Here is a 24,723-nt window from a genome sequence, read left to right as displayed (position 1 = left end):
ATTCAGCCGTCACCCGTCCGCTGTCCGCCGTCCGCGCGGCGCTTTCTTCCGGCAACCACCCGGGCGACCGGTGGGCTGATACGTCTTCCGCGGCAACGAACGGGTATGGCAGACATCACGCTGTACGAACTCCCGGGCTGCCCGTACTGCGCGAAGGTTCGGTCGAAACTCGACGATCTTGAACTGGACTACGACGTGATCGAGGTCCCCCGGTCCCACGGGGAGCGCACCGAGGTCGAGAAGGTCAGCGGACAGACCGGCGTGCCGGTGATCACCGACGAGGCTAATGGCGTCGAGGGGATGCCGGAGAGCGATGACATCGTCGAGTACCTCGAAGAGACCTACGCCTGACGGCGCTCCGATCGCCGCCGTCGCTTCTATCGATTCGAAGTACGGAGACCGGAGACTGCGGTAGAGCAGAGACAAAGAAAGAAATAGCGTCGCGGACGCGGCTATCGCGGGCCGCCGAACCGCGAATTGCGAATCGTAACTCGACCGATCGACCAATCAGGCCGCTTCCTCGCGCTCGGACCGCTCCCGGATGACGTCGCGGAGTTCGTCGGCGTCTCGGAGCTCCGCGAGTTCCTCGCGTTCGACCAGGGCCGTGCCGTCGACGGACTCCTGTTTCGCCCGATCCACGATGTAGACCGAGCGCGTCCGAGTGACGTGTCCGATCGAACTCATAATGCGGGCGCGCTTCTGGGCGGCCTTCGTGAACTCCGAGTGACCCGTGAGGACGACGTCGCTGTCGTCTTCGTCCTCGCTGACGGCCGTAAACGGCGAGCGGACCGTCGGATGGACTCGGTAGCCGGCTCGGGTGAAGACGGCGACGACCTGCTCGTCGTCCGGGTCCGCCTCCGGATCGTCCGGCGTCGACTCGCTCTCGTGGACGTCCTCGGCCCCGTCGAGCACGTCGACGGGGCTGGTCAGGGGCGCGTCGAACATCTCCTCGAGCGCCATCGCGACCTCGACGGAGGCGTTCATGCCGTCTTCGTACTTCGAGACGGTCCGCCGAGAGACGCCGAGTTCGCTGGCGAGTTGGCCGAGGCTCCAGTCGCGGTCCTGCCGTTCGTCGGCGAGCAGCTCGCCGTCGATGTTGACGTAGAGGCCGCCCGGGGCCGCGTAGATCAGCGGCGGGACGCTCTCGATGAACAGGTTGTATGCCGTGTCGGGGCTGAAGACGGGGACGCCGTGTCGGAAGTAGACGACGTCCGGTTTGAGGTCCTCGTCGCGACTGCGCAGGCCGATGACGAGCGGCGTCGCCTGGAGATAGGTTCCCAGCCGTCGCATCTCGTGGCCGGTCTCCTCGTTGAACGCGTCGATGTTGGCGAGGATCTTGACGAGAATAAGGTCCTCGCCGCGTCGCGCGACGATATCGAAGCTCTTGGGTCGGATCGCACACCGGTCGCTGACAACGAACCCCGCGTCCTCTAACATCGCGGTGACATTGCCGACCAGTGCGGAGCGGGACATAGAGGGTTGTAAGCGATTCCTCGTATAAGACGCTTTCCCCGGGACGCCCGGCTGCCGTGTCGCGATTCACGCCTGTATCGGGAACATACTTATATACTGGTTTCCGCCCGCCGGCGGTCCGCGGCTATCCGCAGTCGTCCCGAAAGGGGTTACCCGCTCCCCCGCCAAGGCCCGCCGATGACCGTCGTCGGGCTCGACGATACCGACTCGCGCGAGCGCGGAATGTGCACGACCTACGTCGCCGCACGGATCGCCGAGCGGCTGCGCCAGGCGGACGCTGACGTGGCGCGACTCCTCCTCGTCCGGCTCAACCCCGCCGTCGAGTACAAGACGCGGGGCAACGCCGCCCTGGCGATCCACACCGACTGCGATCCCGACCGTGCGTTCCAGATCGCCCGCGAGCGCCTCGAATCCCTGGCCGAGACCGCGGACGAGCGGACGAATCCCGGCCTGGTCGTCGCGGCCCACGTCCACGACGATCCGGCACCCCCCGAGGACGTACGTCGATTCGCGCGCGCGGCGATCCGCGACCGCCTGGCGATCGAGGACGCGACGGCGCTGATCGAGCGCCGCGGCTACCGGTCGTGGCACGCCGGCGACGGCCGCGGTCGGATCGGCGCCGTCGCCGCGATCGGCGCCTGGTCGGCGCTCGACGAGTGGACCTACGAGTACATCTCCTACCGTGAGCCCGACCGCTGGGGGACGCCCCGCGACGTGGACCACGAGAGCGTCTTCGAGGCGGCCGATCGAGGCTATTCCGAGGTCTGGGACACGGTCGATCGCGGCGAGGACGAGACCGTCTGCGTGCCGCACGCGCCCGGTCCGATCCTGCACGGGATCCGCGGTGACGATCTGGACGCGGTCCGGGCGGCGGCCGAGCGGATCGAGAGCGAGCCCGTCGCCGCGAGCCGGCTGTTCGTGACGAACCAGGGGACGGACGTCCACCTCCGGGAGGGATCGATTCCGAACGTCGAGGACGGGCGGGCCTACCGGCTGGAGGGCCGCGTCGTGAGCGAGCCGGAGACGCGCCGCGGCGGACACGTCTTCATCGAGCTCGAGTCACCGTCCAGCGACGGGCGAGGGTCGGCCGACCGACTCGCGTGTGCGGCCTTCGAGCCGACGAAACGGTTCAGAGATCGCGTCAGAGCGCTCCGAGTCGGCGATCGGATCACCGCTTGCGGGGAGGTTTCCCGTGGGACGCTCAAACTCGAGAAGTTCGCCGTGCGCGGCCTGGTGCGGACCGAGCGGGTGACGCCGACCTGTCCCGACTGCGGCCGGACGATGGAGAGCGCCGGCCGAAACCAGGGCTATCGCTGCCGGGACTGCGGAACGAGCCGGGACGCGAAGGCGGAGCAGCCGCTGGAGCGGGACCTCGAAGAGGGGTGGTACGAAGTGCCGCCGTGTGCGCGCCGTCACATCGCGAAGCCGCTCGTCCGCGGCGGATTCGACGCGCCGACGCACCCCGAGCGGTAGCGGAAGTTTCGGTGCCGGACGTCGCCATCCGCTGACTGGACACTGTGGCCGATCACGGACCGCGGAACCGTCAGAGCGGCGCTCGTTCTCCAACCGTCCAGCCGCGCCGCTCGAACCGGCGCAACAGGCCCGCGACCGCCGAGAGCAGCGGGAGTTCGACCAGCGGGCCGACGACGAGCGCGAGCGGAATCAGCGGCTCGTTCGGGAACGCGACCACCGCGATCGCGAGGGCGGTCGGCGAGTTCCGCGAGAGGACCGTACAGTTGAAACAGGCGACTTCCTCGTGAGAGAAGTCGAGGACGCGACCGATCGCCAGGCCGAGCGAGAAGTTGACGGCGTAGAAGGCGACGACGGGGAGGGCCAGGCGAACGAGCACGTCCGGGCGCTCGACGACCAGGCCGCCCTGGGAGGCGAACATCGCGGCGACGGCCAGCGCGAGGAAGGTGATCTGGACGGGGCCGAGTCTCGGTCGCACCGTCGCCGCGAACCACTGCTGGCGGTCGAACGCCGCGACGCCCCTGCGGACGGCAACGGCCAGCGTCAGCGGGACCACGAGAACGAGCACGATGCTCTCGAGCAGGAGCTGCAACCGAAATTGGACGAGCGTGTCCGCGAAGAGCGCGAGGTAGACCGGTAGCAACAGCAGTTGCAGGACGAGGTTGTACGGCAGTAGCGACGTCGCCAGCGGCACGTCGCCGTTCGCGAGGTCGGTAAAGACCAGATACCAGTCGGTACAGGGCGTTACGAGCAGCATGAGCAGGCCGACCCACAGCGCCGGGTGGTCGGCCAGGAAGACCGCGCCGAGGCCGACCGCCAGCAGCGGGTTCCAGCCGAAGTTCACGACGAGAGTCGTGGCGACGAACCGCCGGTTCCGGAACGCCCGGCGGAGGTTCGCGAGCGGCATTCCGGCGAACGTCGCGAACAGCGTCACCAGCAGGAACGGGAGCACGAGCCGATCCGCGAGCGCGGGGACGCCGTCGAACTGCGCGGCCGCCAGGCCGACTCCGATCCCCGTCATCACGAACAGCGTCTGGAAGCGCTCGAAGACGTTCACCGGCGGTCACTAGGGCGCACCCGCTCGAAGGGCTGTCGATTCCGACGGCGGTCGGGACCGGGGGCTGCGACCGATCGCGACCGCATCTCCGCGAAAATGGTTAGCGGACGGTCACGCCGCGGCGGGCGAGGAACTCGCTGGCCGCCTTGATCTCGACGGGGCTGCCGATGATCCGGCAGCGGTCCTCGCCGTCCGGAAAGACGGTGACCGTGAACTCGTCGTCGAGCTGCGGCTCCAGCCCCTCCAGCGCCTCCCGCGGGAGGACGATCTGGGTGCTGTCACGCAGCTGCGACGCGTCTGGCATGTATAACCAGTCGCCCGCCCGTCGTTTATGCGTGTCGAATCACGTTGTCATCGGTAATGATCCGCGCGAGCGCCCGGTAGAACCTTCGGAGACGGCGGTGGCCGACCGCTATCGCTCGCCGCCTCGACCGGAAGCGGCGTCACCCCGACCCGCGAACCGTCACCGTCCGCGTGTCGCTCGTCTGCGGCGACCGAATCGTCACCGGGAACGTGTCGTCGTTGCGGACCGGATAGGTTTCGTACCCCAGCGACACCGTCGTCGTCTCGCCCGGCGCCAGGCTCATGCTCGCGGCGTCGACCACCTCGGGCGTGCGGCCGACGACGAGTTCGACGTCGTGCGTGCCGGCGGCGTCGCCCGCGTTCTCGACGGTGGCAGTCACGGAGAGCCGCTCGCCGCCCGCGACCGGCGCGTTCGTTCCGGTGATCGACACCGCGAACGACGCCTGGCCGGTCCCGTCGTCGCCGTCGTTCCCGTCGCCGTTCCCGTCACCGTCGCGTCCGTAGACGAGCACCGTCCGCGACGCGCTGTCGTCGCCCGTCCGCACGCGGACGGGGAACTCGTCGTCGTTGCGGACCGGATAGGTCTCGTAGCCGAGCGAGACGGTCGTCGTCGCGCCCGCGTCGACGGTCACCCGGCGCGTGTCGACGGTCGTTGGATTGTCCCCGACGACGAGTTCGACCTCGCGGTCGGCCGGCGCGTCGCCCGTATTCGCGAGCGTCGCCGTCACCTCGAGCCGATCGCCGCCGGTCACTGGCGCGTTCGTCTCGAGGTCCGTCACCTGCAGGTGGCCCCGTTCGTCGGCGTCGTCGGTCCCGATGACGGTGACGTCGGTTTCCGACGCGGCGTGGCGCGTCTCGACGCGGACCGGAAACGTCTGCGTGTTACGGACGGTAGCCGTCGTGAACTCGAGTTCGATCGACTCCGCCTGGCCCGCGAACACCTCGACCGTCGCGCTGTCGACGTGAGTCGGATCGTGGCCGACGATCAGGTCCGCCGACGCCTCCACGAAGGCGTGATAGGTCGAGCTCCCCTCGGCCGCGATCTCGGCCTCGACGACCAGGTCCTCGCCGGCGCGGACCGGTGCGTTCGTGCCGGAGATATCGACGTCCCGAAACGCCTCGACCGCCGGCCCCTCGGTGCGGGCGGTCGTCAGCCGCCCGTCGCGGCAGACGATCCACGCGATCATCGGATAGTCGCCGATGAACCAGATGGCGTTGCCGCCGGTCACCGCATACGTGACCGTCGCGTCCGCCCCCGACAGGTCGGTGTCGTCGACGTAGGTGGCGTTTCGTCCCTCCTGCCAGAGGAGCGTCCGGAGTGTTCCGGAGTCGTCCGCGGCCGTCGCCGTCACCTCGATTTCGTCGCGGACGGTGACGGTGGCGTCCGGACCGGGCTCGCACGAGAGGTCGGCGCTCGGGGCCGCCGGCGCGCGCTCGGTGGCGACGACCGTCCAGTCGACGCTCGAGGCGCCGACCGAGACGGTGACGTCGTAAACGCCGGTCTCGTCGAACCGCCCGGCCGCGGCCGGATTTCCCGTTCTATAGGTGTAACTCCAAAACGGTGCGCCCGGACGCACCGCATCCGACTCGCCGCCGTCGACGGTCCACTCGGCGTCCGGGGATTCGACGCCCGGCTCGGCCGCGGCCTCGAACAGGACGTCGTCGCCCGGACGAACGTGCGTCACGGTATCCGCCGGACAGACCCGCTCGAGCGTCGCCGGCTGCGCTCGTCCCGTCCCACCCGTCGCGAAGACACCCACGGTCCCCCCCAGTGCAGTGACGTACTCCCGCCTGCGCATACGATGACATAGCACTTACAGTACGGTATAGTTAATTCAATATTCCCAGAACGAACTGAATAGGAGAAACGAATGTCCACTTCACGGATCGACGCGTCGCGGTTCCCGCCACGTGCAGTCTCGAAAGGGTTTTTCGGCCCGACCGGTTGGATACTGACAAATGGGGCTCGAGGAGGAGATCGAGGAGATCGAGGAAGAAATCGCCAACACGCCCTACAACAAGTCGACCGAGGCCCACATCGGTCGGCTGAAGTCCAAGCTCGCGGAGAAGAAGGAGAAGCTCGAAAAACAGCAGTCGGGCTCCGGCGGTGGCGGTGGCTACTCCGTCGAGAAACACGGCGACGCGACCGTCGCCTTGGTTGGGTTTCCGAGCGTCGGCAAGTCGTCGCTGTTGAACTCGATGACCAACGCCGAGAGCGAGACCGGCTCCTACGAGTTCACGACGCTGGACGTCAACCCCGGAATGCTCCAACACCGCGGCGCGAACATCCAGATGCTCGACGTACCCGGGCTCATCGAGGGCGCGGCGTCGGGCCGGGGCGACGGCCAGCAGGTGCTGGCGGTCGTGCGCAACGCCGATCTGATCGTCTTCGTGCTCTCGGTCTTCGAACTCGAGCAGTACGATCGCCTGCAAGAGGAACTGTACGATATCAACATCCGCGTCGACCAGAAGCCCCCGCGAGTCACCGTTCGCCGCAAGCACAAGGACGGGATCAAGCTCACCTCGAGCACCGATCAGGACCTCGACGAACAAACGATCAAGGAAGTTCTCCGCCAGCACGGCTACGTGAACGCGGATCTCAACCTCCAGGAGACCGTCACCATCGACCGCCTGGTCGACGGCCTGATGAACAATCGCGAGTACATCCCCTCGATCACCTGCGTCAACAAGGTCGACCTCATCGAACCCTCCTACAAGGAGACCGTCGACGAGCAACTTCGCGACCGGGACCTCGATCCGGCGGACGTCACCTTCATCAGCGCCGAGAAGGAGAAGGGTCTCGAGGCACTCAAGGACCGGATCTGGGAGAATCTCGGGCTCATCCGGGTCTACATGGACAAGCCAGGCCGCGGTATCGACTGGGAGGAGCCGCTCGTGATCGAGGAGGGCGCGTCCGTCGACGACGCGCTCGAGAAGCTCGGCGGCGAGATGGAAGAGCGGTTCCGCTTCGCCCGCGTCACCGGCCCCAGCGCGACCCACGACGAACAGCAGGTCGGGCGCGATCACGTCCTTCAGGACGAGGACGTGCTCAAGCTGATCCTGCGTCGGTAACCGGGCAGCCACCGGGATACGTTCGATCCGGCGTCATCCGGTTTAGCGGCTGACCCAACTGGTATCGGCCGCTGACGGCCTTTATTTTTGCCCGACAGAAGTCAACTATTTGATCAGAAGTGCACGGATTCCGCCCAATTCGCGCGCACACGACACGTACGTTTTCTGACTGGACGGTATTCGAATCGGAACGGTGAAAAATATCCGACCGCTCGACGACTAGGTAGATATGGCAGAATTTGGCGCGCTCTCGCTCCTGCCGCCGCTGCTCGCGATCGGGCTCGCGATCGTGACGCGTCGGCCGATCCTGTCGCTGTTCCTCGGGATCTGGTCGGGCGGCGTCATCGTAACCGGTAGTATTGGCCTCGGACAAGCGTTCGACTGGATCGCCGAGTCGATGGCGGACGTGTTCCACGCCCAGATCCTGATCTTCACCCTGTTGCTGGGATCGGGCGTGGCGCTGATCTGGCGCCTCGGCGGCGCGACCGCCGTCCGCAACTGGGCGACGAATCGGCTCGAGACCCAGCGCAACGCCGGCCTGGCGACGTGGGTCCTCGGAATGCTCCTGTTCTTCGACGACTACGCCAACACGGCCATCGTCGGCAGCACGATGCGCGAGATCTCCGATCAGATGCGCATCTCCCGGGAGAAACTCTCCTACATCGTCGACTCGACGGCCGCGCCCGTCGCGACGATCGGCCTCTCGAGTTGGGTCGCGTTCCAGCTGTCGATGATCGACGAGGGATACGCCGCGCTCGTCGAGAGCAACGACTACGACGTCGCCGCGGCCGACACGCCGGGGACGTTCGAGACGTTCGTCGGCTCGATCCCGTTCAACACCTACTCGCTGCTCGCGATCGTCATGGTGGGCGTCATCATCCTGTCGCGGCGCGACTACGGCGAGATGCTCGACGCCGAGCACCGCGCCTGGCGGACGGGGAAGGTAAACCGCGACGACGCGCAGCCGCTCCAGGAAGTCGAGGAGGACCTGGGTGCGCCGATCGAGGACCGACCGATGCTCCGAACGTTCTTCGTGCCGATCGTCGTTCTGATTGCGGTCACGCTGGCCGGCGCCTTCCGGACCGGCTACCAGTCCTGGGTCGCCGATCAGGCCGACGCGGGTGCGCCGACATCGCTCGAGGGGGCCATCGGTGACGGCGGCGTCGTACAGGTTCTGGTCGACGTCATCGGCGCCGGCGACTTCGCGGCCGCGCTCGTCTGGGGCTCGTTCGCGATGGTCGCGACCGCGATCCTCATCGGCCTGGCTTACGACCTCTTCGACCTCGGCGACGGCGTCGAGACGGCGCTCGAGGGATTCGACCTCATGCTGACCGCGGTGACGATCCTGGTGCTCGCCTGGTCGATCAGCGCGGTCGCCGAGGATCTCGGAACGGGGGTCTACGTCGCCGGCGTCGCGGAGGGAATCGTCTCGCCGGCCGTTCTCCCGATCGTCGTGTTGCTCGTCTCCGCGTTCGTCGCGTTCACCATGGGGTCGTCGTGGGCGACGATGGGAATCGTCACGCCGATCGCGATCCGCGTCGCCTACGAACTCACCGGTACGTTCGAACTCATGCCGGTGATGGTCGGCGCGGTGTTCTCGGGCGCGATTTTCGGCGACCACACGTCGCCGATCTCGGACACCTCGGTCCTCTCCTCGACGTTCACCGGGGCGGACCTCATCGATCACATCCGCACGCAGCTGTACTACGCCGGCACGGTCCTGCTCGTCGTGATCGTCTGTTACGCGCTCTACGGCTTCCTCGGCGTCCCGCCCGTCGTCTTCCTGCCGCTGGGCGTCGTCCTGCTCGTCGGTCTCGTCTACGGACTTTCCGAATTCGACGCCCGCCGCAAGGGCGTCGCTCCCAAGGCCTCCGCGATCGACGCTGACCTCGCTCGTCGCGGGACGGACGCCGAGGCCGGGTCGGCGCCGGAAGACCTCGACTAGACCGCCGCCTTCGCCACGTTTTTGCTGCCCGCAGGCCTTGTTTCGCGCATGGACGGAACGCTCGACCACACGATGATTCGCGTCGCGGATCTGGAGGAGTCCCTCGAGTGGTACCAGACCCACCTCGAGTACGAGGAGAAGGACCGCTACGAGGGCGACGGCTTCACCATCGTCTACCTCGGACCCGAGGACATGCACGAGGACGGGGCGATGCTCGAGATCACCCACAACGAGGGCGAGGTGCCCGAACTGGGCGACGCCTGGGGGCACATCGCGGTCCGCGTTCCCGAGGGCGAACTCGAGGACTACTACCAGCAGCTCATGGACGAGGGTGTCGAGGACTATCGCGACCCCGAGTCCTGCGGCGGCGACTACGCCTTCGTCAAAGATCCCGACGGCCACGAGGTCGAGATCGTCCAGCGCGACCCCGACGAGGGCGCGCTGTGGTCGCTCGACCACACCATGATCCGCGTCGAGGACGCCGACGAGGCGCTGGGCTTCTGGACCCGGAAATTCGAGTACGACGAGGTCGGCCGCTGGGAGGCCGACACCTTCGCGAACTACTTCGTCGAGCCCCGAGACGCCGCTCCCGAGGCGATGTCCGTCGAGCTCACCTACAACTACGACGGCCGTAGCTACGACGCGGGCGACGCCTGGGGCCACCTCTGTATCCGCGTCGACGACCTCGCCGAGGACTGGGAGGCGCTGCTGGAGCGGGATGCCGACGACTACCGCGACCCCGAGAGCAACGACAACATGTACGCGTTCACGAAGGATCAGGACGGCCACGAGATCGAACTGATCGAGCGCGATCTCGAGGCCGACTCGCTGTTCCCGTTCTGAGCCGTACCGGTTTCGTTCCCCGCACCCACCGCCGTTCGTTTTCGAGATTTAGTCCGTAAGAGTCCGCGAGAACCCGTGCGAGCGACAGGGCTGAGTGTCGCCGCCGGAGTACAACTTAGAATTCGGGACCCGGAACGACGACCACCGGCCGGTCGGCGGCTGCCAGCAGTTCCCGCGCGGTCGAGCCGAGGTCCCGCGTCGCAGCGGCGTCGGGATCGCCGCCGCGGGAGCCGATCACGAACTCGTCAGCGTCGCTGTCCGCCGCGGCGGCGCGGAGGACGTCCGCCGGCGATCCCTCGCCCTCCCGCAACTCGGTCTCGACGTCGCCGACCGTCGCCAGGCGAACGGGGGCGACGGTTAGCGCTTCCTCGGCGTCTCGGCGGGCCGTCGGATCGTCGCTCGGCGCGACGGCGACGACGGTCACGGCATCGGTGGCGGTCGCTCGCTCGCCGAGATAATCGCAGATCGAGGCCGTCGTGTGGATCGAATCGGTCCCGACCAAATAGTGCATAGCGGGCCTCTCGACGGCGATCCCAAAGAACCTGTGGGACCGACGATGGACGCGAAACCGAACGACTCGGCACAGTGTTTTCCAACCCAGAAAACGCGCTTCCAATACTAATACGAACACGCGGAAAAGAACGCACGGGGGACGAGGTACGCCAGCCCCGCACGCCTCGTTGGTCCCCCGCATCCGATCATCCCAGGGTCGCGACGCTACCACTCCGGCCCCGCGATCCCCTCGACGGAGCCGTTCCGCGTCGATCGACCCACCTCCCGCCGCTGACGGGAATCGCTGCGCACGCGGCTTGTACCGCGCACCGCTTCGGCCCTCCCGCTCGTATCGACCGAGAACGAGTTACCGAGCTAAACCAGACCGGAACCGACCATGGACGGGAGACGATCGTTTTCAGTGCTGTCCGTACAGAGAGTAGGTGATTGCGACCAGGCCGACCAGGCGGCTGATATTCTCCAGCAGCGCGATGACAATCCGCTCAGGGCTCACCAGCGTCGTCACGATGACGTTGAGCAGGAACGGGAACAGCGTCAGCAAAAGGAGGCCGACAGCGAGATAGAGCATCGAAGTCGCGTCGTTGCGCCGGTAACCCCGGTAGGCCTGGTAGGCGATGATCGTCCCGAAGAGTGCGACGAGAAAGAGGCTCGCGACGGTCAGCAGTTCGAACAGCGTCGCTTCGTCGACTCGGACGACGCTCCGGGTCATCGCATGCCCTCCCACATGCGGGTGAACTTGTCGGCGACGTCTTCCTCACGGTACGTCAGTTCGAGTGTGAACGAGCCCTCGTTGAGCGATAGTTCCAGCCGATCGAGGTTCGCACTGTAAACGCTGTAGTGGTTGCCGTCGGGTGCGAGTTCGGTCTCTTCGGTGACGAGGTTACACTCCTCGAGCCGGTCGAGCCGTCGATAGATCGTCGGGAGGGACGCGTCACACCGTTCGCTCAGTGTACTAGCAGACATGGGTTCGACGCTCGTGTGGGTGAGGATATCCCGTGCGTACTCGTCGTCGAGGACCGCAAGCAGGGTCGACAAGTTGGTGTCCTCACTCACTGGTATAACCGTTCGTTCCGGTATCGCTATGAAAAGCAGTCCGGTTTTTCTGGGTGAGAAAACACGCTCGCCGCACCCCCCCCCCCCATTCCATATAGCGCCAAGAAGTTTATCAGGAAAGATCGCGGGCTTTGATCGATCCGACCGCGATCCCGCCGATGGTCGTTACGCCGGTCCGTACGCCCACTCGAGCCACTCGAACAGCCGATCCAGAAGCCGTTCTTCGGCGGCCCGGGAGAACCGGTGGCCTTCCCCCGCGAACCGTTCGAGGAGGACGTCGGTCTCGAGTCGCCTGGCGGCGTCGAAGCTATCGGTCGGGTCGACGACCGCGTCGTCGCCGCCGTGGAAGATCGCGACCGGAACATCGAGTGCATCGACGACGTGGTCGAACGGGTAGCGATCGAGCGCGTCGAAGAACCAGCGGTCGATCCGCTCGCCGGTGTCGAACGTCCACGTTCCGTCGCGATCGACGGCAGATCGGTAGTCGTCGAACGCCCCGTTCGTCGTCACGGGCGCACGCGTAGCGACCGCGTCGACGCGGTCGTCGTCGGCCGCGGCGTGGAAGGCGGCCTTCCCGCCGAAACTCGAACCGAACAGCGCGTACGACTCGGGATCGAAGTAGTCGACGACGTGACGGAGATCGGTCAGTCGCGCCGCGAGCGTCGACGCGGCGAACTCGCCGTCGGATTCGCCACAGCCCCGGCAGTCGAACCGGACGGCGTTGTACCCCGCTTCGACGGCGCGTCGACACCGTCGCTCGTAGCTGCCGGACTTGTCGCTTCGCAGGCCGTGGCAGAAGACCAGCCAGGCGTCGGAATCGGCCTCGTGGTGCACGGCGACGACGTCGGGCGTCGCGTCCACCCCGGTCGCCGCGTCGATCGGGATCCGATGCGTATCGGGCATTCGTTCGTGTACGGACGGCTCCCGTGCCCTTGATATCGCTCGGTATCGGTTCGCCCGTCGAGTCAGTTCCGAGTTCGGAGTCTTAGCCCCGTGAGTCCCGGCGAACGGTTTATCGGCTCCGACCGGGTTATCTCGCTCATGACCCGCACGACCTACCGGTGTCCGTGTGGTGCACACATCGAGTTCAAACAGGACCTCGAGAAGGAACCGGGCATCCCGACGCCGAACTGGAAGTGCAAAGACTGCGGGACGCCGGTGCCGGGGATTACCGCCGAAAAGATCAGACACCAGCACCCGTCCTGATCTCTGACTCGAGATTTCTCGGGTTCGGGCCGTTGCGGTCGAACGCTTTCGCTACTGGGAGTCGGCTCGCCGCTACAGCGTCCGGTAGCGTCAACGACCAGGCGACCTGGCTACCGTCCGTACGATCCGTCTCGTTCGTCCGCCATCAACCGTAGTAAACCAATTATCGATATACCGAATTGGGACCGACTCCTCGGCCCTCGAATAGTACTGCCAGTCGTGACTGCCGTGGCGAGCACGTAACCGCTAGAACCACTCCACTGAGCACTATTCACACGGACAAACGCGCATGCGAATATAAAATGGTATTATAATCGGTTATGCCCGACTCTCACGTCCGCCGATCTGTCCATGTCGAAGCCGAACGACGACGAGAGACGCACCGGCCACCCAGACACCACCGGCACCGCGCTCCGCCGACGATCGTTCATCGTCGCCGCGGGCGCGTCGGCGACCGGCCTGGCCGGCGCGGCGAGTGCCGATCGGGGGCGCGGAAACGGCACCGGTTCCGAGGGCAAGGGCCCGAAACACGATTCCGAGCGAGATCTGGACCGGGAGCGATTCCGCGGTCGGGCCGGCGATCCGGCGCTGATCGCTCATCGCGGATTCGCCGGGCTGTACCCCGAAAACACCGTCGGCGCCGTCGAAGCCGCGGCCCGCGGCGGACAGTCGTCACACGCTCCTTCCCGCGGCGCCGACATGATCGAGATCGACGTCGTCCCGACGGCCGAGGGCGACGTCGTCGTCTTCCACGACGACCGCCTGGCCGGGCGCGACGGCGGCGAGCGCGGGTTGACGAACGCCGAGGGCGTCGTCTGGGAGACGGACACGGCCACCGTCACGAGCGCCGAAGTCCTCGCGAGCGGTGACACCGTCCCCCGACTCCGGGAGGTTCTCGAGGCGATTCCGACGAGCGTCGGCGTGAACGTCGAACTGAAGAACCCGGGATCGTTCGACGTGGCGTTCGCCGAGTCGCTCTCCGGGAACGAACTCGCGGAGCAGACGGCGATATGGGAGCCGTTCGTCGCCGACGTACTCGCCGTCGTCGACGACTTCGACCACGAGTATCTCTTCTCCTCGTTCTACGAGGCGGCCCTGGCGACGACTCGCGACGCGTCCGACTACCCGGTCGCGCCCCTGCTGTGGAGTTCCGTCGCGGACGGCGTCGAGATCGCGCGGCGGTACGACGCCGAGGCGGTCCACCCGCCCTACGACATGATCCGGGGGACGCCGTTCTACGCCGACCAGCGCTACGAGGAGGGCGCCGGCTGGGAGGAGATCGACCTCCTCGCGGTCGCCCACGAGGAGGGACGGGACGTGAACGTCTTCACCCTCGAAACCTGGTACCAGGCGGAGCGACTCGCATCGGCCGGCGTGGACGGACTCATCGCCGATCACTCGGACGTGCTTCGGTTCGGATCGATGAACTGAGTCCGGTACCGATCGTACTCCGCGTCGATCGCGCCGATCACCGAGACCGGTCGGCGTTTCAGTAGCCGCGGATCACCCGGGACGAAGCGAGGCGGGTGCGGCGACACCCATGCGAATCGACGAACCGCGTGTGTTCCGACCCGTTCAACCGAAACACGGATTTAGGATCGTGGAACAGTATCGCACGAGTGATGCACCGCGGCGTCACCCTCGCGATCCGCGACGGCCGCGACAGCGGCCCGCTCGCGAACCCGAGTACCGACCGGAGCGGCGTTCACTATCCGTCGCACTACCCGACATTTGACGGAGCGGTGGCCACCGAGCAGGTGATCGCACCGTGACCGCGAACGGGTCGGTCGCGATCGCGGACGCGGTCGACGCCTACCTCCAGCGAAAGGCTGTCGGCGACCCCGACGGCTCGGGCGCGGGCACCTACGCGTCCAACGCCGAATCCATCCTCCGCCGGTGGATCGAGTGGCTCGCGGCCGAACACGGCGTCGAGTCGATCGGCGAACTCGATGTCGCACACATGCGGGCCTACGCCGCCGAACTCCGGCACCGGACCGACCGCGGGGAGTACACTCCCTCGACCGCCGGCACCTACTACGCGGTCGTCCGCGCGTTCCTCTCGTGGTGCGTCCGCGGCGGCATCCGCGAGGACAACCCCGCCGCGACCGACCGCGCCGAAACCGCACTCCCCAGCGCCGAGGACCGGCCCGACAGCGACTTCTGGACGGCCGACCAGCGACGCGAACTCGAGTGCTACGTCCGCGACCGAGCGCTCGAGGCCGCGCCGGGCGAGTGCTCGACCCGCGACCGGCGCGCGAAGCTGCGCGAGTACGCGATGGTAGCCGTCCTCGCCCACTCGACCGTCCGCGGCTCCGAGCTGTTCCGGGTGCCCGACGACGACCGCCGGACGGGCGCGACCTGGGACGACATCGATTTCTACACGGGGACGATCCGCGTTTTAGGAAAGTCCCAGCGACTCGAGGACGTCCCGTTGCCCGCGCGGGCCCGGACGCCGCTGCGTCGCTACCGGGTCGTGCTCGACCCGCCGTCGAACGACTGGCCGCTGTTCCCGACCGGCCACGCGCCGTCGATCGCCAGGCGGGTCCGATCGGCGCTTCGCGAGCGAGGGTACGACGAGGAAGCGATCGAGGCGCTGTTCGAGGACGCGACGGCGACGGAACTCGCCCGCGAGCGGTCGATCGCGCCGCCGGCGATCACCACGGAAGGAGCGCGGTCGGTGCTGAAACGGCTCTGTCGGGCGGCCGCCGTCGACGTCGACGGCGACTACCTGACGCCCCGAGGCGTTCGACGAGGGCAGGACCAGAACCGCGCGGACGAACCCGCCCGCCGCGAGGCGACGGCATCGAAGCCGACGCTGCGCGCGTCGGTTCTCGAACAGTCGATCGCCGTCCCGGAGCATCAGGCGCCGATCGTGGAGACGACCGGCGGCGACAATGGAAACGGACGGCGCGACGAGCCGACGGAGAACGACTAAGGGGGACGACCGACGGAACGCGACGGAAAACGGAGAATCGTCACAGCGCGATTGTGCGTCGGAGTCGGTGCGGTCCCAGTGGCGTACCGGTGCTTAGACGACCAAGAGCCACAGGACCGCCGTCAGGACGAGGACGAGTAACAAGACGGTGGTGCCGATGCTCGTCCGGAGGTGGATCGTCGACGGGCGGCCACCGTCGGTCGGCTGGCGCTCCTCGACGTCGACCAGCGGGAGCCGGCGCGCGGCCGCGTCGACGGCGAGTACGGGGTTGTTCCCGAGCCAGTAGCACCGTTTGACGATTCCGACGACGGCGGCGTCGACGGCGGCGTAGAGTTCGGTGACCGCCAGCATCGTCCAGCGGCTGACGTGGTAGGTCGCAGGGTAGACGATCATCGCCGGGTCGCCGAGGTCGAGTTTCGAGAGCGGCTTCCGGACGATCGCGAACGCGACGGCCGCGATCGCCGTCAGGACGCCGGCGGTCTGCAGGTGACTCGAACTGTAGGGATGGAGGTGGCTTTCGCCGCCGTCGGGGTAGGCGAACTCGAACTCGCCGCCGTGGGCGTGCAGCGTCGGCGCCAGGTCGGCCAGGCCCTGCCACCAGACGCCGAAGAGGAGACAGGCGCCGCCGAGGCCGAGCATCGCGACCGTCTGGCCGGGTTTGGCGTCGGGAACCGAAACGTCGCTCTCGCCGTGGAAGAAGACGTAGTAGCCGAGCTTGATAAAGGAGAGTAGGGTCCCGATCGCGCCGAGCCAGAGCAGCCAGTACAGCGCCTCGAACTCCGCGACGCCGTAGTAGTGAGGATCGGCGGCGTCGAAGACCATACCCTTGCTGATGTACCCGTTAAACGGCGGAATCGCGGTGATCGAGAGCGCGCCGAGGCCGAACCCGATCGCGGTCAGCGGCATCTCGCGCCAGAGCCCGCCCAGCTCGTAGAGGTCCTCCTCGCCGGTGCGGTAGATGACGACACCGACGGCCATGAACAGCAGACTCTTGAACAGGATGTTGTTGAACAGGTGGCCCATGGCGCCGGCGACGGCAATTTCGCTCTCCACCAGCCAGGCGCCCATCCCGATCCCGGCGACGATGTATCCGAGCTGGGCCTGGATGTGGTAGGACAGCAACGCCCGCATGTCGTGTTGCAGCAGGGCGAAGCTCGCGCCGTAGACGGCCATCAGGCCGCCCATGTACGCGATGTAGATCCCCAGGTCGCTCTGGGCGTCGACGGGGAACGCCCGGTAGAGGATGAACGCACTCGTCTTCGTCGTGTAGACGGAGAGGAACACCGAGGCCGCGAAGTGCGGTCGCGGGTAGGTGTCGGGCAGCCAGGTGTGGAACCCGATGAAGGCGACGTTGACGCCCATCCCGAGCACCGCGAGCAGCGCTGGGATGCCGTCAGCGATGCCGGTCTCGCTGTAGATGAAGGTGCCGGCCTGGACGTAGTGGACGGCGACCGCCAGCATCACGAGCACCCCGCCGGTGCCGTGGAAGACGGCGTATCGGAAGCCGGCCCGGACCGCCTCGCCGCCGTAGTGCCAGACGACGAGCGTGCTTGTCACGGCCATCAGCTCCCACATGAACAGGAGTACGAGCCAGTCGCCGGCGAAGGCCGCCCCGAGCGACGAGGAAACGTAGATCAGGGCGAAGGCCGTCAGCGTCTCGCTCGCTTCGCTCGAGTAGGCGTAAATGACGCTACAGATCCCGAGGAAGCCCAGTCCGAGGCCGATCATCCGGGAAAAGTCGTCGACGAGGAACGGGACGACCTCGAACCCGAGGAAGGTCCCGGCTAAGTGCTGGCCCTCCGGCGCGATCAGCGAGATCGCCAGGACGGCGGCAAGACTGAGCGCGCCGACGGCGAAGCCGGCGAGCCGCGGTAACACGAGCACGAGCAGCCCCGCCGCAAAGACCAAAAGCGGCGGGTACGCCATCGACAGGAATTCTGCTTCCATTATTCGTTCACCTCCGTCATGAGTTCGTCGAACGGAACGTCAGTCAGTTCCTCGAAAGGCATCCCGAAGACGCCCTCGACGATCTGGGTCGCCAGGTCGAGGAAGACCGCGTAGTCCGGGATGATCCCGAGGACGACCGCGCCCGTCGCGATCACGGCGATGGGCGCGAGCATGAGCCACGTGCTCTCCGTAAACGGCGAGTGACGCGGCCAGGCGCCGGCCGGCGGCCCGCCGGTGAGGTGGTCGTCGTGGTCGCCGTGGTGGTCGACGGTGCTGACGCGCTCGCCCTTGGATTGGGCGGGCACGTCGGCGTCGCTGGGATACTTGTCGACGGCGTAGTCGTAGTCCTCCTCGTCCGGTTCGGCCGCGTCCGGCGGTCGCTCCGCGTCCGCCGTATCCGCCGCGTCGGGCGCTTCGGAACGGTCCGTCTCGCCGTCGGTCGGCTTCCCGCCGTCGGAGCGACGCTCCGACGAGGATCGCGAACCGTCGGTCTGCTCACCGCCGTCGGCGGCGACGCCGTCGTCCGCCTCGCCCGTGCCGGCGTAGGATTCGACCAGGCCGCCCTGCGGGAATTCGAGGAGCGGCTTGGCGTCGTGGCGGTCCTCGCTCTCGAAGAAGGCGGTGTAGACGACCGGCCAGAAGTAGCCGATGTTGAGCACGGCCGAGAGCAGCAAGGCGCCGGCGAACAGCCAGTAGCTGGCGCCGACGTCGCCGGCGCCGATCAGCATGTAGAACTTGCTGACGAAGCCGGCGATCGGCGGTAGGCCGGCCATGCCGGCGGCGCCGATCGTGAACGCCGACATCGTCAGTGGCATGCGCTTCCCGATGCCGGCCATCTCGCTGATGTAGTCGGTGTGGGTCTCGACGTGGATCGCGCCGGCACAGAAGAACAGGGTGAGTTTCGCGAACGCGTGCGCGGGGATGTGGAACAGCGCCCCGACGATCGCGTAGGGATGGAGCAAGGAGAGCCCCAGCACGATGTAGGATAGCTGGGCCGTCGTCGAGTAGGCGAGTCGACGCTTGAGGTGGTCCTTCCGCATCGCGATGATGCTCGCCGCGGTCAGCGTGAACGCGGCGACGATGGCGACTGGAATGTTCAGCCCGACCTCGCCGAACCCCGGCACGTCGAGCGGCAGGTCGTGGATCAGCCCGGGGCCGTAGACCTCGAGGATGACCCGCGCGATGCCGAAGGCGCCGGACTTGACGACCGCGACCGCGTGGAGCAGCCCAGAAACGGGCGTCGGCGCGACCATCGCGTCCGCGAGCCAGGAGTGCAGCGGCATCAGGGCGGCCTTGACGCCGAAGCCGAGGATCAGCAGGAAGAAGGCGACCTGCGCGTAGACTGGCTCGGCCTGGGCCGCTTCGGCCAGCGCACTCATTCCGCCGGCTTCGAACGCCAGTGTCGGCTCACCGACCAGGCTCGTTAGCCAGTAGACCATGACGGTCCCCGCGAGCAGGAAGACGCCGCCGCCGAAGAACGTGTACGTGATGTACTTCCGGCCGGCGATGCGGGCCTCGTCGTCCTCGTTGTGGGCGACCAGCGGGTAGGTCACCAGCGACAGCAGCTCGTAGAAGACGAAGATCGTCACCAGGTTCGCCGCGAAGGCGATCCCGACAGCGGTCGAGAGGCTGGCCGCGAACGCCGCGAAGAAGCGGGTCTGGGCGTGCTCGTCGAGCCCGCGCATGTAGCCCGCGGCGTAAAAGGACGTGAAGATCCAGAGGAAGCTCGCGAGCAGCGCGAAGAAGATCCCCAGCGGATCCGCGCGCAGCGCGAAGTCGAGCCCCTCGAGGAACTGGATCCCCGTGGTCTCGTAGAGGCTCCACGTGTAGACGGTCCCGTCCATGACCCCGGGGAGCATGCTGGCGACGAGGCCGAACTTCGCGAGCGCGGCCAGAACGGACCAGCTCTCGCGGAGGTTCGGACGACGATGCGACGCGACGATCAGAACGATCGCGACCGCCGAGACGAGCACGGCGGCGAGCGGTCGGAGATCAGCAACCATCAGTTAAACACCTCCGTGAGGAACGGACCGAGCATGTCGGCGATCGTGCCGCCCGCAAAGCCGAGCACGACGGCGCCGAGCGCGGCGACAACAACGATCGCGAGCATTCCGGCCGAGACGTCGTCGGGGGAGCCCCGACCGCGGAACGCGGCGGTGATGGCAGTTCCGGATTCGGGTCCGGTTCCACCGTCAGTTGCGGCCACCCCGGTCGCGCCGGACGCGTGGGATCGCTCGACCGGAGACGACGGCGTGAAGTACATCTTCTCTATCAGGCGAGCGGCGTACGCGAGCGTGAGCATGGTACTGAGAAAGATCACTGCGGCGACGGGCCACAGCTCGGACTGGACGGCGCCGACGGCGATGTACCACTTGCCGACGAAGCCGACCCCCGGCGGGACGCCGACCAGCGCCAGCAGGAGGACGGCCATCGTGCCGGCGGCGATCGGCCGGTCTTTCGCCAGGCCGGCGTACTCATCGACGGTGCGGGCGTCGTAGCTGATCGCGACCAGGCCGGCCCCGAGGAAGAGCCCGGCCTTCAGCAGGCCGTGGCCGACGAGGTGGATCGCGGCGCCGATAAAGGCCGTCTCAGAGTTGCCCGCGATGACGACCCCGTAAGCGGCGATCACCAGGCCGAACTGCGAGACCGACGAGTAGGCAAGCATCCGCTTGACTTCGGACTGGATCACGGCCAGCACCGTGCCGGCGAGGACGCTCACGCAGCCGATCGTGACGACGATCGCGGCCGCCCGGGGCATCGTCGACGAGATGTAGTCGACCTCGAAGACGGTGACGATCACCCGCCCGAAGGCGTACGCGGAGGCGGTCGAGACGAGCGCCGCGATCAGCGGCGTGACGCCGTCGGGAGCCCGGTTGTAGGCGCTCGGCTGCCAGGTGTGTAGCGGCCACTGGGCGACCTTGACGGCGAAGCCGACGACCATGAACGCGAAGCCGGCACGGAGCAGCGTGAGCCGTTCCGCGTCCGGAATCGCATCGGCGAGTTCGACCATGTTGAGCGTCCCCGTCGCCATGAAGACGAATGCGACGCCGATCAGGTACATCGACGCGGCGACGGTCCCCAGGATCAGGTACTTCAGTGCGGCAACCGCCGCTTCCGGGCCGTCGCCGCTCGCGACGAGGGCGTAGGTCGCGATGCTCGTGATCTCGAGGAAGACGAACAGGTTGAACACGTCGCCGGTCAGCGAGATGCCGAGCAGCCCGCCGATCAGCAGCAGGTACGCGGTGTAGAACGTGTTCCCGCGCGGACCGCCCCGACGCGTGTACGCGAGGACGCCGAGGGCGACGCCCGTCACGAGCAGAACGATCAGCATCGAGAACTGGTCAGCGACGAGTTCGATCCCGTACGTGCGGGGGTAGCCGCCGAGTTTGTGGGTCACCGCTTCGCCGCTGGCGTAGACCTCGTTCGCGAGGACCGCTGCGCCGGCGAACAGTCCGAGCGAGGTGATCCCCGCGACGGACCACCCGGTGCGGTCGAACCAGAGGCCGAGCGCGATCGGCAGCGTCGCCGCGAGGATCGGTGCGGCGATCAGCAGCGGCGGAAGCAAGTCGACGCTACTCATCGGCACGCACCTCCCTGAGGGTGTCCTCGCGGAGCGTCCCGTACTCCGAGTAGATGCGAATGATCAGCGCCAGGCCGACCGCGGTCAGCGCGATGCCGACGACGATGGCGGTAAGCACGATGACCTGCGGCAGCGGGCTGGCGACCAGCAGCTCCCCCGGGTTCTCCTCGTGGGGGACGACCGGCGCCGAGCCGCCCTCGACGTAGGCCATCGCGACGAAGAACAGGAAGATCGCCGTCTGAAAGAGGTTCACCCCGATCAACTTCTTCACGAGGTTCTCGTTGGCGATCACCATGTAGAGCCCGACGCCGAGCAACACGAACAGCAGGGCGTAGAGGTAACGGCTCGCGAGCAGTTCAATCATCGTCGCTCACCTCCGCGTTCGAATTCGCGTCGGCGGGCGGCGACGTCGGCCGATCGTCGGCCGTGCCGGCTCCGCCGCGCCCGGCCCGGCGTTCGGGCGTGAACCCGGCCGCCATCGCGAAAAACAGGGTGATGATGACCCCCGAGACGATCAGCGCGATGCCGCCGATCTCGATGGCCTCGAGCCCCCACTTCGGTTTGACGTGGAAAACTTCCTTGAGCTGGTAGAACTCGAGGAAGTTGCCGCCGAGGGCGATCATCGCCAGGCCGACCGCGCCGAAGATGAGGACGCCGCCGGTGACCAGGCCGACGAGCAGGGAGTTGCGCAGCCACTGGCGGGTTGGCTCGATCCCGAATGCGAAGGCCAGCATGAGGACCGTGACGCCGATGATCGTCCCACCTTGGAAGCCGCCGCCGGGGGCGTCGCCCCCGTGGAAGGTCATGAACAGCCCGTAGGTGAGCGTAAACGGTGCGATGATCTTGACGGCGGTCATGATCACCTGACTCTCGGTGTAGGTATCGTCGACGGAGTGGGACATTTAGGCGAACACCTCGCGTTTCAACACGAGCAGCGTCGAGACGCCGGCGGCGAAGACGACGACCGCCTCGCCGAAGGTGTCGAACCCACGGTAGGCGGCAAGCACCGATGTCACCGCGTTCTGGACGCCGGTCTGCTCGTAGGTCTCCTGGATGTAGTGTTGGGTCACGTCGGGGTTCGACCAGACCGGCGTCTCCGTTCCCCCGATCGCGTACATCTCGGGGAGGACAGCGACGCACAGCACGAGGACGAACGCGCCGACGACGGCGACCGCCGGCAGGTGGATCCGCTCTAACAGTCCGTCGGTCGCCGGTCGGGTCGTCCGCGCGATCGTCAGTAACAGCAGCAGCGTCGTCACGCCGGCGCCGATCGCGGCCTCGGTCATCGCCACGTCAGGCGCCAGCAGGAACGTGTAGAGGATCGCCATCCCAAGGCTGTAGGCGCCGAAGACGATGATCGACGACAGCACGTCGCGGAACAGCGCCGTCGCGACGGCGGACGCGAGGACGAAGACCGCGAGCGAGAAGACGAACGCGTTCATCGCGGCTCACCTCCCGTGTCGGTTTCGGCTCCGGTTTCAGATCCGGACCCGGTCCCCGTCTTGCCGCCCGCCGCGTCGGATGCTTCTTCGTCCAGCTGCGGCTCGACGCCCGTCTCGGCGGCCGAGCGAGCGATCGCGTGGGCCGCCGTCGGGTTCGTGACGAAGATGAAAAACAGCAGCAAGACGGTGTAAACCGCCGCGTGCTGCCAGCCGAGCGCGAGGGCAACCCCGGCCAGGGCCAGGCCGGCCCCGAGGGTGTCCGTCTGGGACGCAGTGTGGGCCCGCGCGTAGACGTCGGGCAGCCGGAGCACGCCCACCGTCGAGACGAACGTGAAGAACACGCCGAGCCCGACGAGGCTGACGATCGCCCAGAAGCGGATCGTCTCGATCACAGGACCCCACCTCGCTCGACGGTGAACTTGGAGATCGCGATCGACATCAGGAAGTTCAGTAGCGCGTAGATCAGCGCCACGTCGAGGAACCACGGCTCGTCGAGCCCTACGGACAGCAGGGCGAGGATGACGACCGTGTTCGTCCCGAGGACGTTGACCGCCAGCAGCCGGTCCTGAGCCGTCGGCCCCGCGATGGCGCGGTAGAACATCGCGATCGCGAGGACGACGAAGGCCGCGGCCGCGGCCATGAAGATGTCCGGAATCGACGCCGGCGTCACAGCTCGTCACCTCCGACGATCTCCGCGTCGTCGCGCTCGCGCGGCGACGGAATCGCGGCCGAATCGCGACCGTAGAAGACGAACCGAATCGCGCGCTCGAGCCCCCCGTCGAAGAGGTCCTCGCGGGCGGAGGGGATCAGCGTGTGGACGAGCAGCTGCTGATCGGTTGCCCGAACCGTCAGCGTTCCCGGCGTGAGCGTGATGCTGTTGGCCAGGGCGGTCAGCGGTAGCCCGCCGCGGACGCGGGAATTGACCCGCGTCAGCGTGGGTTCGATCGGCATCGACGGGCGGAGGATCACGGCCGAGACCGCGATGTTGGCCTTGACGATCTCCCAGAGTAGATACGGGATGTAGACCGCAAAGCGTAGGGTCCGGAGCGGCGACTCGACGCGATCGAGCGGCACCGTAAACGTCACGTGGCCCAGCGAGACGGCCACGATCGCGGCGACGGCCGCGCCGGTGACGAGGTCGAACCAGTAGAACGGATCTCCGAGCACGAGGTAGAATCCGAACGAGATCCAGAACGTCGCGAACAGTCGGTCGAACCCTTCGCGATTCCAGACGAGTCGCCCGTGGCGGGCCGGCCGCTCGACCGGCGCCTCGTCGTAGGCCAGGCCGACGCGATCGAGTTCGCGCTCGAGCGGCTGGAGCATCTGGGCGGTGACGCCCGGCTGGTACTCGGGATCGATGATCGCGCGATCGATTCCGTGGTCGTCGGCGTAGTCGTCGAAGAGTTCGGCGTAGTCGCGGGGGCCGAAGAGGTACTCGTCGGCGCCCAGCGTCGCGGTTTCGATCGTCACGTTGGCGTCGCCGGCGTCTTCCTCGACCCAGTTTCGCGCCCGCGAAAGTAGCTCCTCGGCGTCCTCGCGATGGAGGTCGCTCTCGGGCGCGTTGGCGTCGTAGGGCAGCGCGACGACGAGGTGGCACTCGAACGAATCGGCCCGCTCGAGGCCGGACTGGACGGCGTAGCCGACCGTCTGCCGGACGGTCACCGTGTCCGACAGCGGGACGAGCAGGCGTTCAACCGCCACAGCGTCTCCCTCCTGGTGACCGTCGTTCGGTACTCATGGCTCTCGTTGTTAGTCGATTCAAGCGGTAGCCGTAGGAAAACGATTTCGTTATCCGCCGGCCGGCATTCGTTTCCGCGATTTCGCTGGCACTGCTCGTGACATTCGATTCGTCTTTCCGCCGGGTAGTCGACGGAAGTCGAGTTC

At 67.1% G+C, this 24,723-nt stretch carries 26 protein-coding genes; 9 read left to right on the top strand and 17 right to left on the bottom strand.

Annotated features, from left to right (window positions below; genetic code table 11):
* The first annotated feature begins 105 nt into the window (after window positions 1-105).
* Complete coding sequence (locus BMY29_RS02000; protein WP_049991062.1) at window positions 106-351, top strand: glutathione S-transferase N-terminal domain-containing protein; 246 nt, start codon at window positions 106-108, stop codon at window positions 349-351.
* A gap of 156 nt (window positions 352-507) precedes the next feature.
* Here BMY29_RS02000 and BMY29_RS01995 read toward each other — a convergent pair whose 3' ends face one another.
* Window positions 508-1,473, bottom strand: coding sequence for a transcriptional regulator (locus BMY29_RS01995; RefSeq protein WP_049991061.1), 966 nt, complete (start codon window positions 1,471-1,473; stop codon window positions 508-510).
* Window positions 1,474-1,650: 177 nt separating this feature from the next.
* On the opposite strand from BMY29_RS01995, the gene BMY29_RS01990 reads away from it, so the two are divergent.
* Window positions 1,651-2,946 (top strand): tRNA(Ile)(2)-agmatinylcytidine synthase, encoded by a 1,296-nt coding sequence (locus BMY29_RS01990; RefSeq protein WP_049991060.1) that lies wholly within the window; start codon window positions 1,651-1,653, stop codon window positions 2,944-2,946.
* Window positions 2,947-3,016: 70 nt separating this feature from the next.
* Here BMY29_RS01990 and BMY29_RS01985 read toward each other — a convergent pair whose 3' ends face one another.
* The 3 genes from BMY29_RS01985 to BMY29_RS01975 form a co-directional block, all read right to left on the bottom strand.
* The gene (locus tag BMY29_RS01985; RefSeq protein WP_049991059.1) at window positions 3,017-4,000 is read right to left on the bottom strand and encodes an arsenic resistance protein; all 984 of its coding nucleotides are present in this window, start codon (window positions 3,998-4,000) and stop codon (window positions 3,017-3,019) included.
* A gap of 100 nt (window positions 4,001-4,100) precedes the next feature.
* Complete coding sequence (locus BMY29_RS01980; protein ID WP_049991058.1) at window positions 4,101-4,304, bottom strand: VNG_1110C family protein; 204 nt, start codon at window positions 4,302-4,304, stop codon at window positions 4,101-4,103.
* 139 nt (window positions 4,305-4,443) lie between these two features.
* Window positions 4,444-6,102, bottom strand: a complete 1,659-nt coding sequence (locus BMY29_RS01975; RefSeq protein WP_049991057.1) for a COG1361 family protein — start codon at window positions 6,100-6,102, stop codon at window positions 4,444-4,446.
* A gap of 160 nt (window positions 6,103-6,262) precedes the next feature.
* Here BMY29_RS01975 and BMY29_RS01970 point away from each other — a divergent pair, with 160 nt between their 5' ends.
* The 3 genes from BMY29_RS01970 to BMY29_RS01960 all read left to right on the top strand — a co-directional run bounded on the left by BMY29_RS01970 (window position 6,263) and on the right by BMY29_RS01960 (window position 10,163).
* A complete protein-coding gene (locus tag BMY29_RS01970) occupies window positions 6,263-7,375 on the top strand; it encodes an OBG GTPase family GTP-binding protein (protein ID WP_049991056.1) in 1,113 nt (370 codons plus the stop codon).
* A gap of 229 nt (window positions 7,376-7,604) precedes the next feature.
* The gene (locus tag BMY29_RS01965; RefSeq protein WP_049991055.1) at window positions 7,605-9,320 is read left to right on the top strand and encodes a Na+/H+ antiporter NhaC family protein; all 1,716 of its coding nucleotides are present in this window, start codon (window positions 7,605-7,607) and stop codon (window positions 9,318-9,320) included.
* A gap of 48 nt (window positions 9,321-9,368) precedes the next feature.
* A complete protein-coding gene (locus tag BMY29_RS01960; RefSeq protein WP_049991054.1) occupies window positions 9,369-10,163 on the top strand; it encodes a VOC family protein in 795 nt (264 codons plus the stop codon).
* Window positions 10,164-10,278: 115 nt separating this feature from the next.
* Here BMY29_RS01960 and BMY29_RS01955 read toward each other — a convergent pair whose 3' ends face one another.
* The 4 genes from BMY29_RS01955 to BMY29_RS01940 form a co-directional block, all read right to left on the bottom strand.
* The gene (locus BMY29_RS01955; protein ID WP_049991053.1) at window positions 10,279-10,674 is read right to left on the bottom strand and encodes a universal stress protein; all 396 of its coding nucleotides are present in this window, start codon (window positions 10,672-10,674) and stop codon (window positions 10,279-10,281) included.
* A gap of 399 nt (window positions 10,675-11,073) precedes the next feature.
* The gene (locus BMY29_RS01950) at window positions 11,074-11,385 is read right to left on the bottom strand and encodes a DUF7521 family protein (protein WP_049991052.1); all 312 of its coding nucleotides are present in this window, start codon (window positions 11,383-11,385) and stop codon (window positions 11,074-11,076) included.
* Window positions 11,382-11,729 (bottom strand): ArsR/SmtB family transcription factor, encoded by a 348-nt coding sequence (locus tag BMY29_RS01945; RefSeq protein WP_049991051.1) that lies wholly within the window; start codon window positions 11,727-11,729, stop codon window positions 11,382-11,384. The genes BMY29_RS01950 and BMY29_RS01945 overlap by 4 nt, the downstream gene beginning before the upstream one ends.
* A 165-nt stretch (window positions 11,730-11,894) precedes the next feature.
* On the bottom strand, window positions 11,895-12,632 hold the full coding sequence (locus BMY29_RS01940) for an alpha/beta hydrolase family protein (protein WP_049992221.1): 738 nt from the start codon (window positions 12,630-12,632) through the stop codon (window positions 11,895-11,897).
* A gap of 138 nt (window positions 12,633-12,770) precedes the next feature.
* Here BMY29_RS01940 and BMY29_RS20850 point away from each other — a divergent pair, with 138 nt between their 5' ends.
* From BMY29_RS20850 to BMY29_RS01925, 4 genes are all read left to right on the top strand, one after another.
* Window positions 12,771-12,935 carry a hypothetical protein gene (locus BMY29_RS20850; RefSeq protein ID WP_173424957.1) on the top strand — a complete coding sequence of 55 codons (165 nt, stop codon included), beginning with the start codon at window positions 12,771-12,773 and terminating at the stop codon, window positions 12,933-12,935.
* A gap of 351 nt (window positions 12,936-13,286) precedes the next feature.
* Window positions 13,287-14,366 carry a glycerophosphodiester phosphodiesterase gene (locus BMY29_RS01930; RefSeq protein ID WP_049992223.1) on the top strand — a complete coding sequence of 360 codons (1,080 nt, stop codon included), beginning with the start codon at window positions 13,287-13,289 and terminating at the stop codon, window positions 14,364-14,366.
* 191 nt (window positions 14,367-14,557) lie between these two features.
* A complete protein-coding gene (locus tag BMY29_RS20845; RefSeq protein WP_160290129.1) occupies window positions 14,558-14,707 on the top strand; it encodes a hypothetical protein in 150 nt (49 codons plus the stop codon).
* Window positions 14,704-15,870, top strand: a complete 1,167-nt coding sequence (locus tag BMY29_RS01925; protein WP_049992224.1) for a tyrosine-type recombinase/integrase — start codon at window positions 14,704-14,706, stop codon at window positions 15,868-15,870. Before BMY29_RS20845 ends, BMY29_RS01925 begins: the two co-directional genes overlap by 4 nt.
* Window positions 15,871-15,963: 93 nt before the next feature.
* On the opposite strand, the gene BMY29_RS01920 is transcribed toward BMY29_RS01925, so the two are convergent.
* From BMY29_RS01920 to BMY29_RS01880, 9 genes are read right to left on the bottom strand one after another with little or no spacing between them, the layout of a single operon-like run.
* Window positions 15,964-17,817, bottom strand: a complete 1,854-nt coding sequence (locus BMY29_RS01920; protein WP_049992225.1) for a Na(+)/H(+) antiporter subunit D — start codon at window positions 17,815-17,817, stop codon at window positions 15,964-15,966.
* Window positions 17,817-19,820, bottom strand: coding sequence for a proton-conducting transporter transmembrane domain-containing protein (locus BMY29_RS01915; RefSeq protein WP_049992226.1), 2,004 nt, complete (start codon window positions 19,818-19,820; stop codon window positions 17,817-17,819). Before BMY29_RS01915 ends, BMY29_RS01920 begins: the two co-directional genes overlap by 1 nt.
* Entirely contained in the window at window positions 19,820-21,397 is a 1,578-nt protein-coding gene (locus tag BMY29_RS01910) for a proton-conducting transporter transmembrane domain-containing protein (protein WP_049992227.1), read from the bottom strand. Before BMY29_RS01910 ends, BMY29_RS01915 begins: the two co-directional genes overlap by 1 nt.
* A complete protein-coding gene (locus BMY29_RS01905) occupies window positions 21,390-21,761 on the bottom strand; it encodes a cation:proton antiporter subunit C (RefSeq protein ID WP_049992228.1) in 372 nt (123 codons plus the stop codon). The genes BMY29_RS01910 and BMY29_RS01905 overlap by 8 nt, the downstream gene beginning before the upstream one ends.
* Window positions 21,754-22,299, bottom strand: coding sequence for an MnhB domain-containing protein (locus BMY29_RS01900; protein ID WP_049992229.1), 546 nt, complete (start codon window positions 22,297-22,299; stop codon window positions 21,754-21,756). The genes BMY29_RS01905 and BMY29_RS01900 overlap by 8 nt, the downstream gene beginning before the upstream one ends.
* A complete protein-coding gene (locus BMY29_RS01895) occupies window positions 22,300-22,839 on the bottom strand; it encodes a DUF4040 domain-containing protein (protein ID WP_049992230.1) in 540 nt (179 codons plus the stop codon).
* The gene (gene mnhG / locus BMY29_RS01890) at window positions 22,836-23,231 is read right to left on the bottom strand and encodes a monovalent cation/H(+) antiporter subunit G (RefSeq protein WP_049992231.1); all 396 of its coding nucleotides are present in this window, start codon (window positions 23,229-23,231) and stop codon (window positions 22,836-22,838) included. Before mnhG ends, BMY29_RS01895 begins: the two co-directional genes overlap by 4 nt.
* Window positions 23,228-23,479, bottom strand: a complete 252-nt coding sequence (locus BMY29_RS01885; protein ID WP_394297068.1) for a cation:proton antiporter — start codon at window positions 23,477-23,479, stop codon at window positions 23,228-23,230. Before BMY29_RS01885 ends, mnhG begins: the two co-directional genes overlap by 4 nt.
* Before the next feature lie 26 nt (window positions 23,480-23,505).
* The gene (locus BMY29_RS01880; protein ID WP_049992233.1) at window positions 23,506-24,540 is read right to left on the bottom strand and encodes a monovalent cation/H+ antiporter subunit E; all 1,035 of its coding nucleotides are present in this window, start codon (window positions 24,538-24,540) and stop codon (window positions 23,506-23,508) included.
* Between the last annotated feature and the right edge of the window lie 183 nt (window positions 24,541-24,723).

Origin of the sequence: Natrinema salifodinae (assembly GCF_900110455.1) — an archaeon.
GTDB classification, from domain to species: domain Archaea; phylum Halobacteriota; class Halobacteria; order Halobacteriales; family Natrialbaceae; genus Natrinema; species Natrinema salifodinae.
This window is presented reverse-complemented; position numbering and strand designations above follow the sequence as displayed.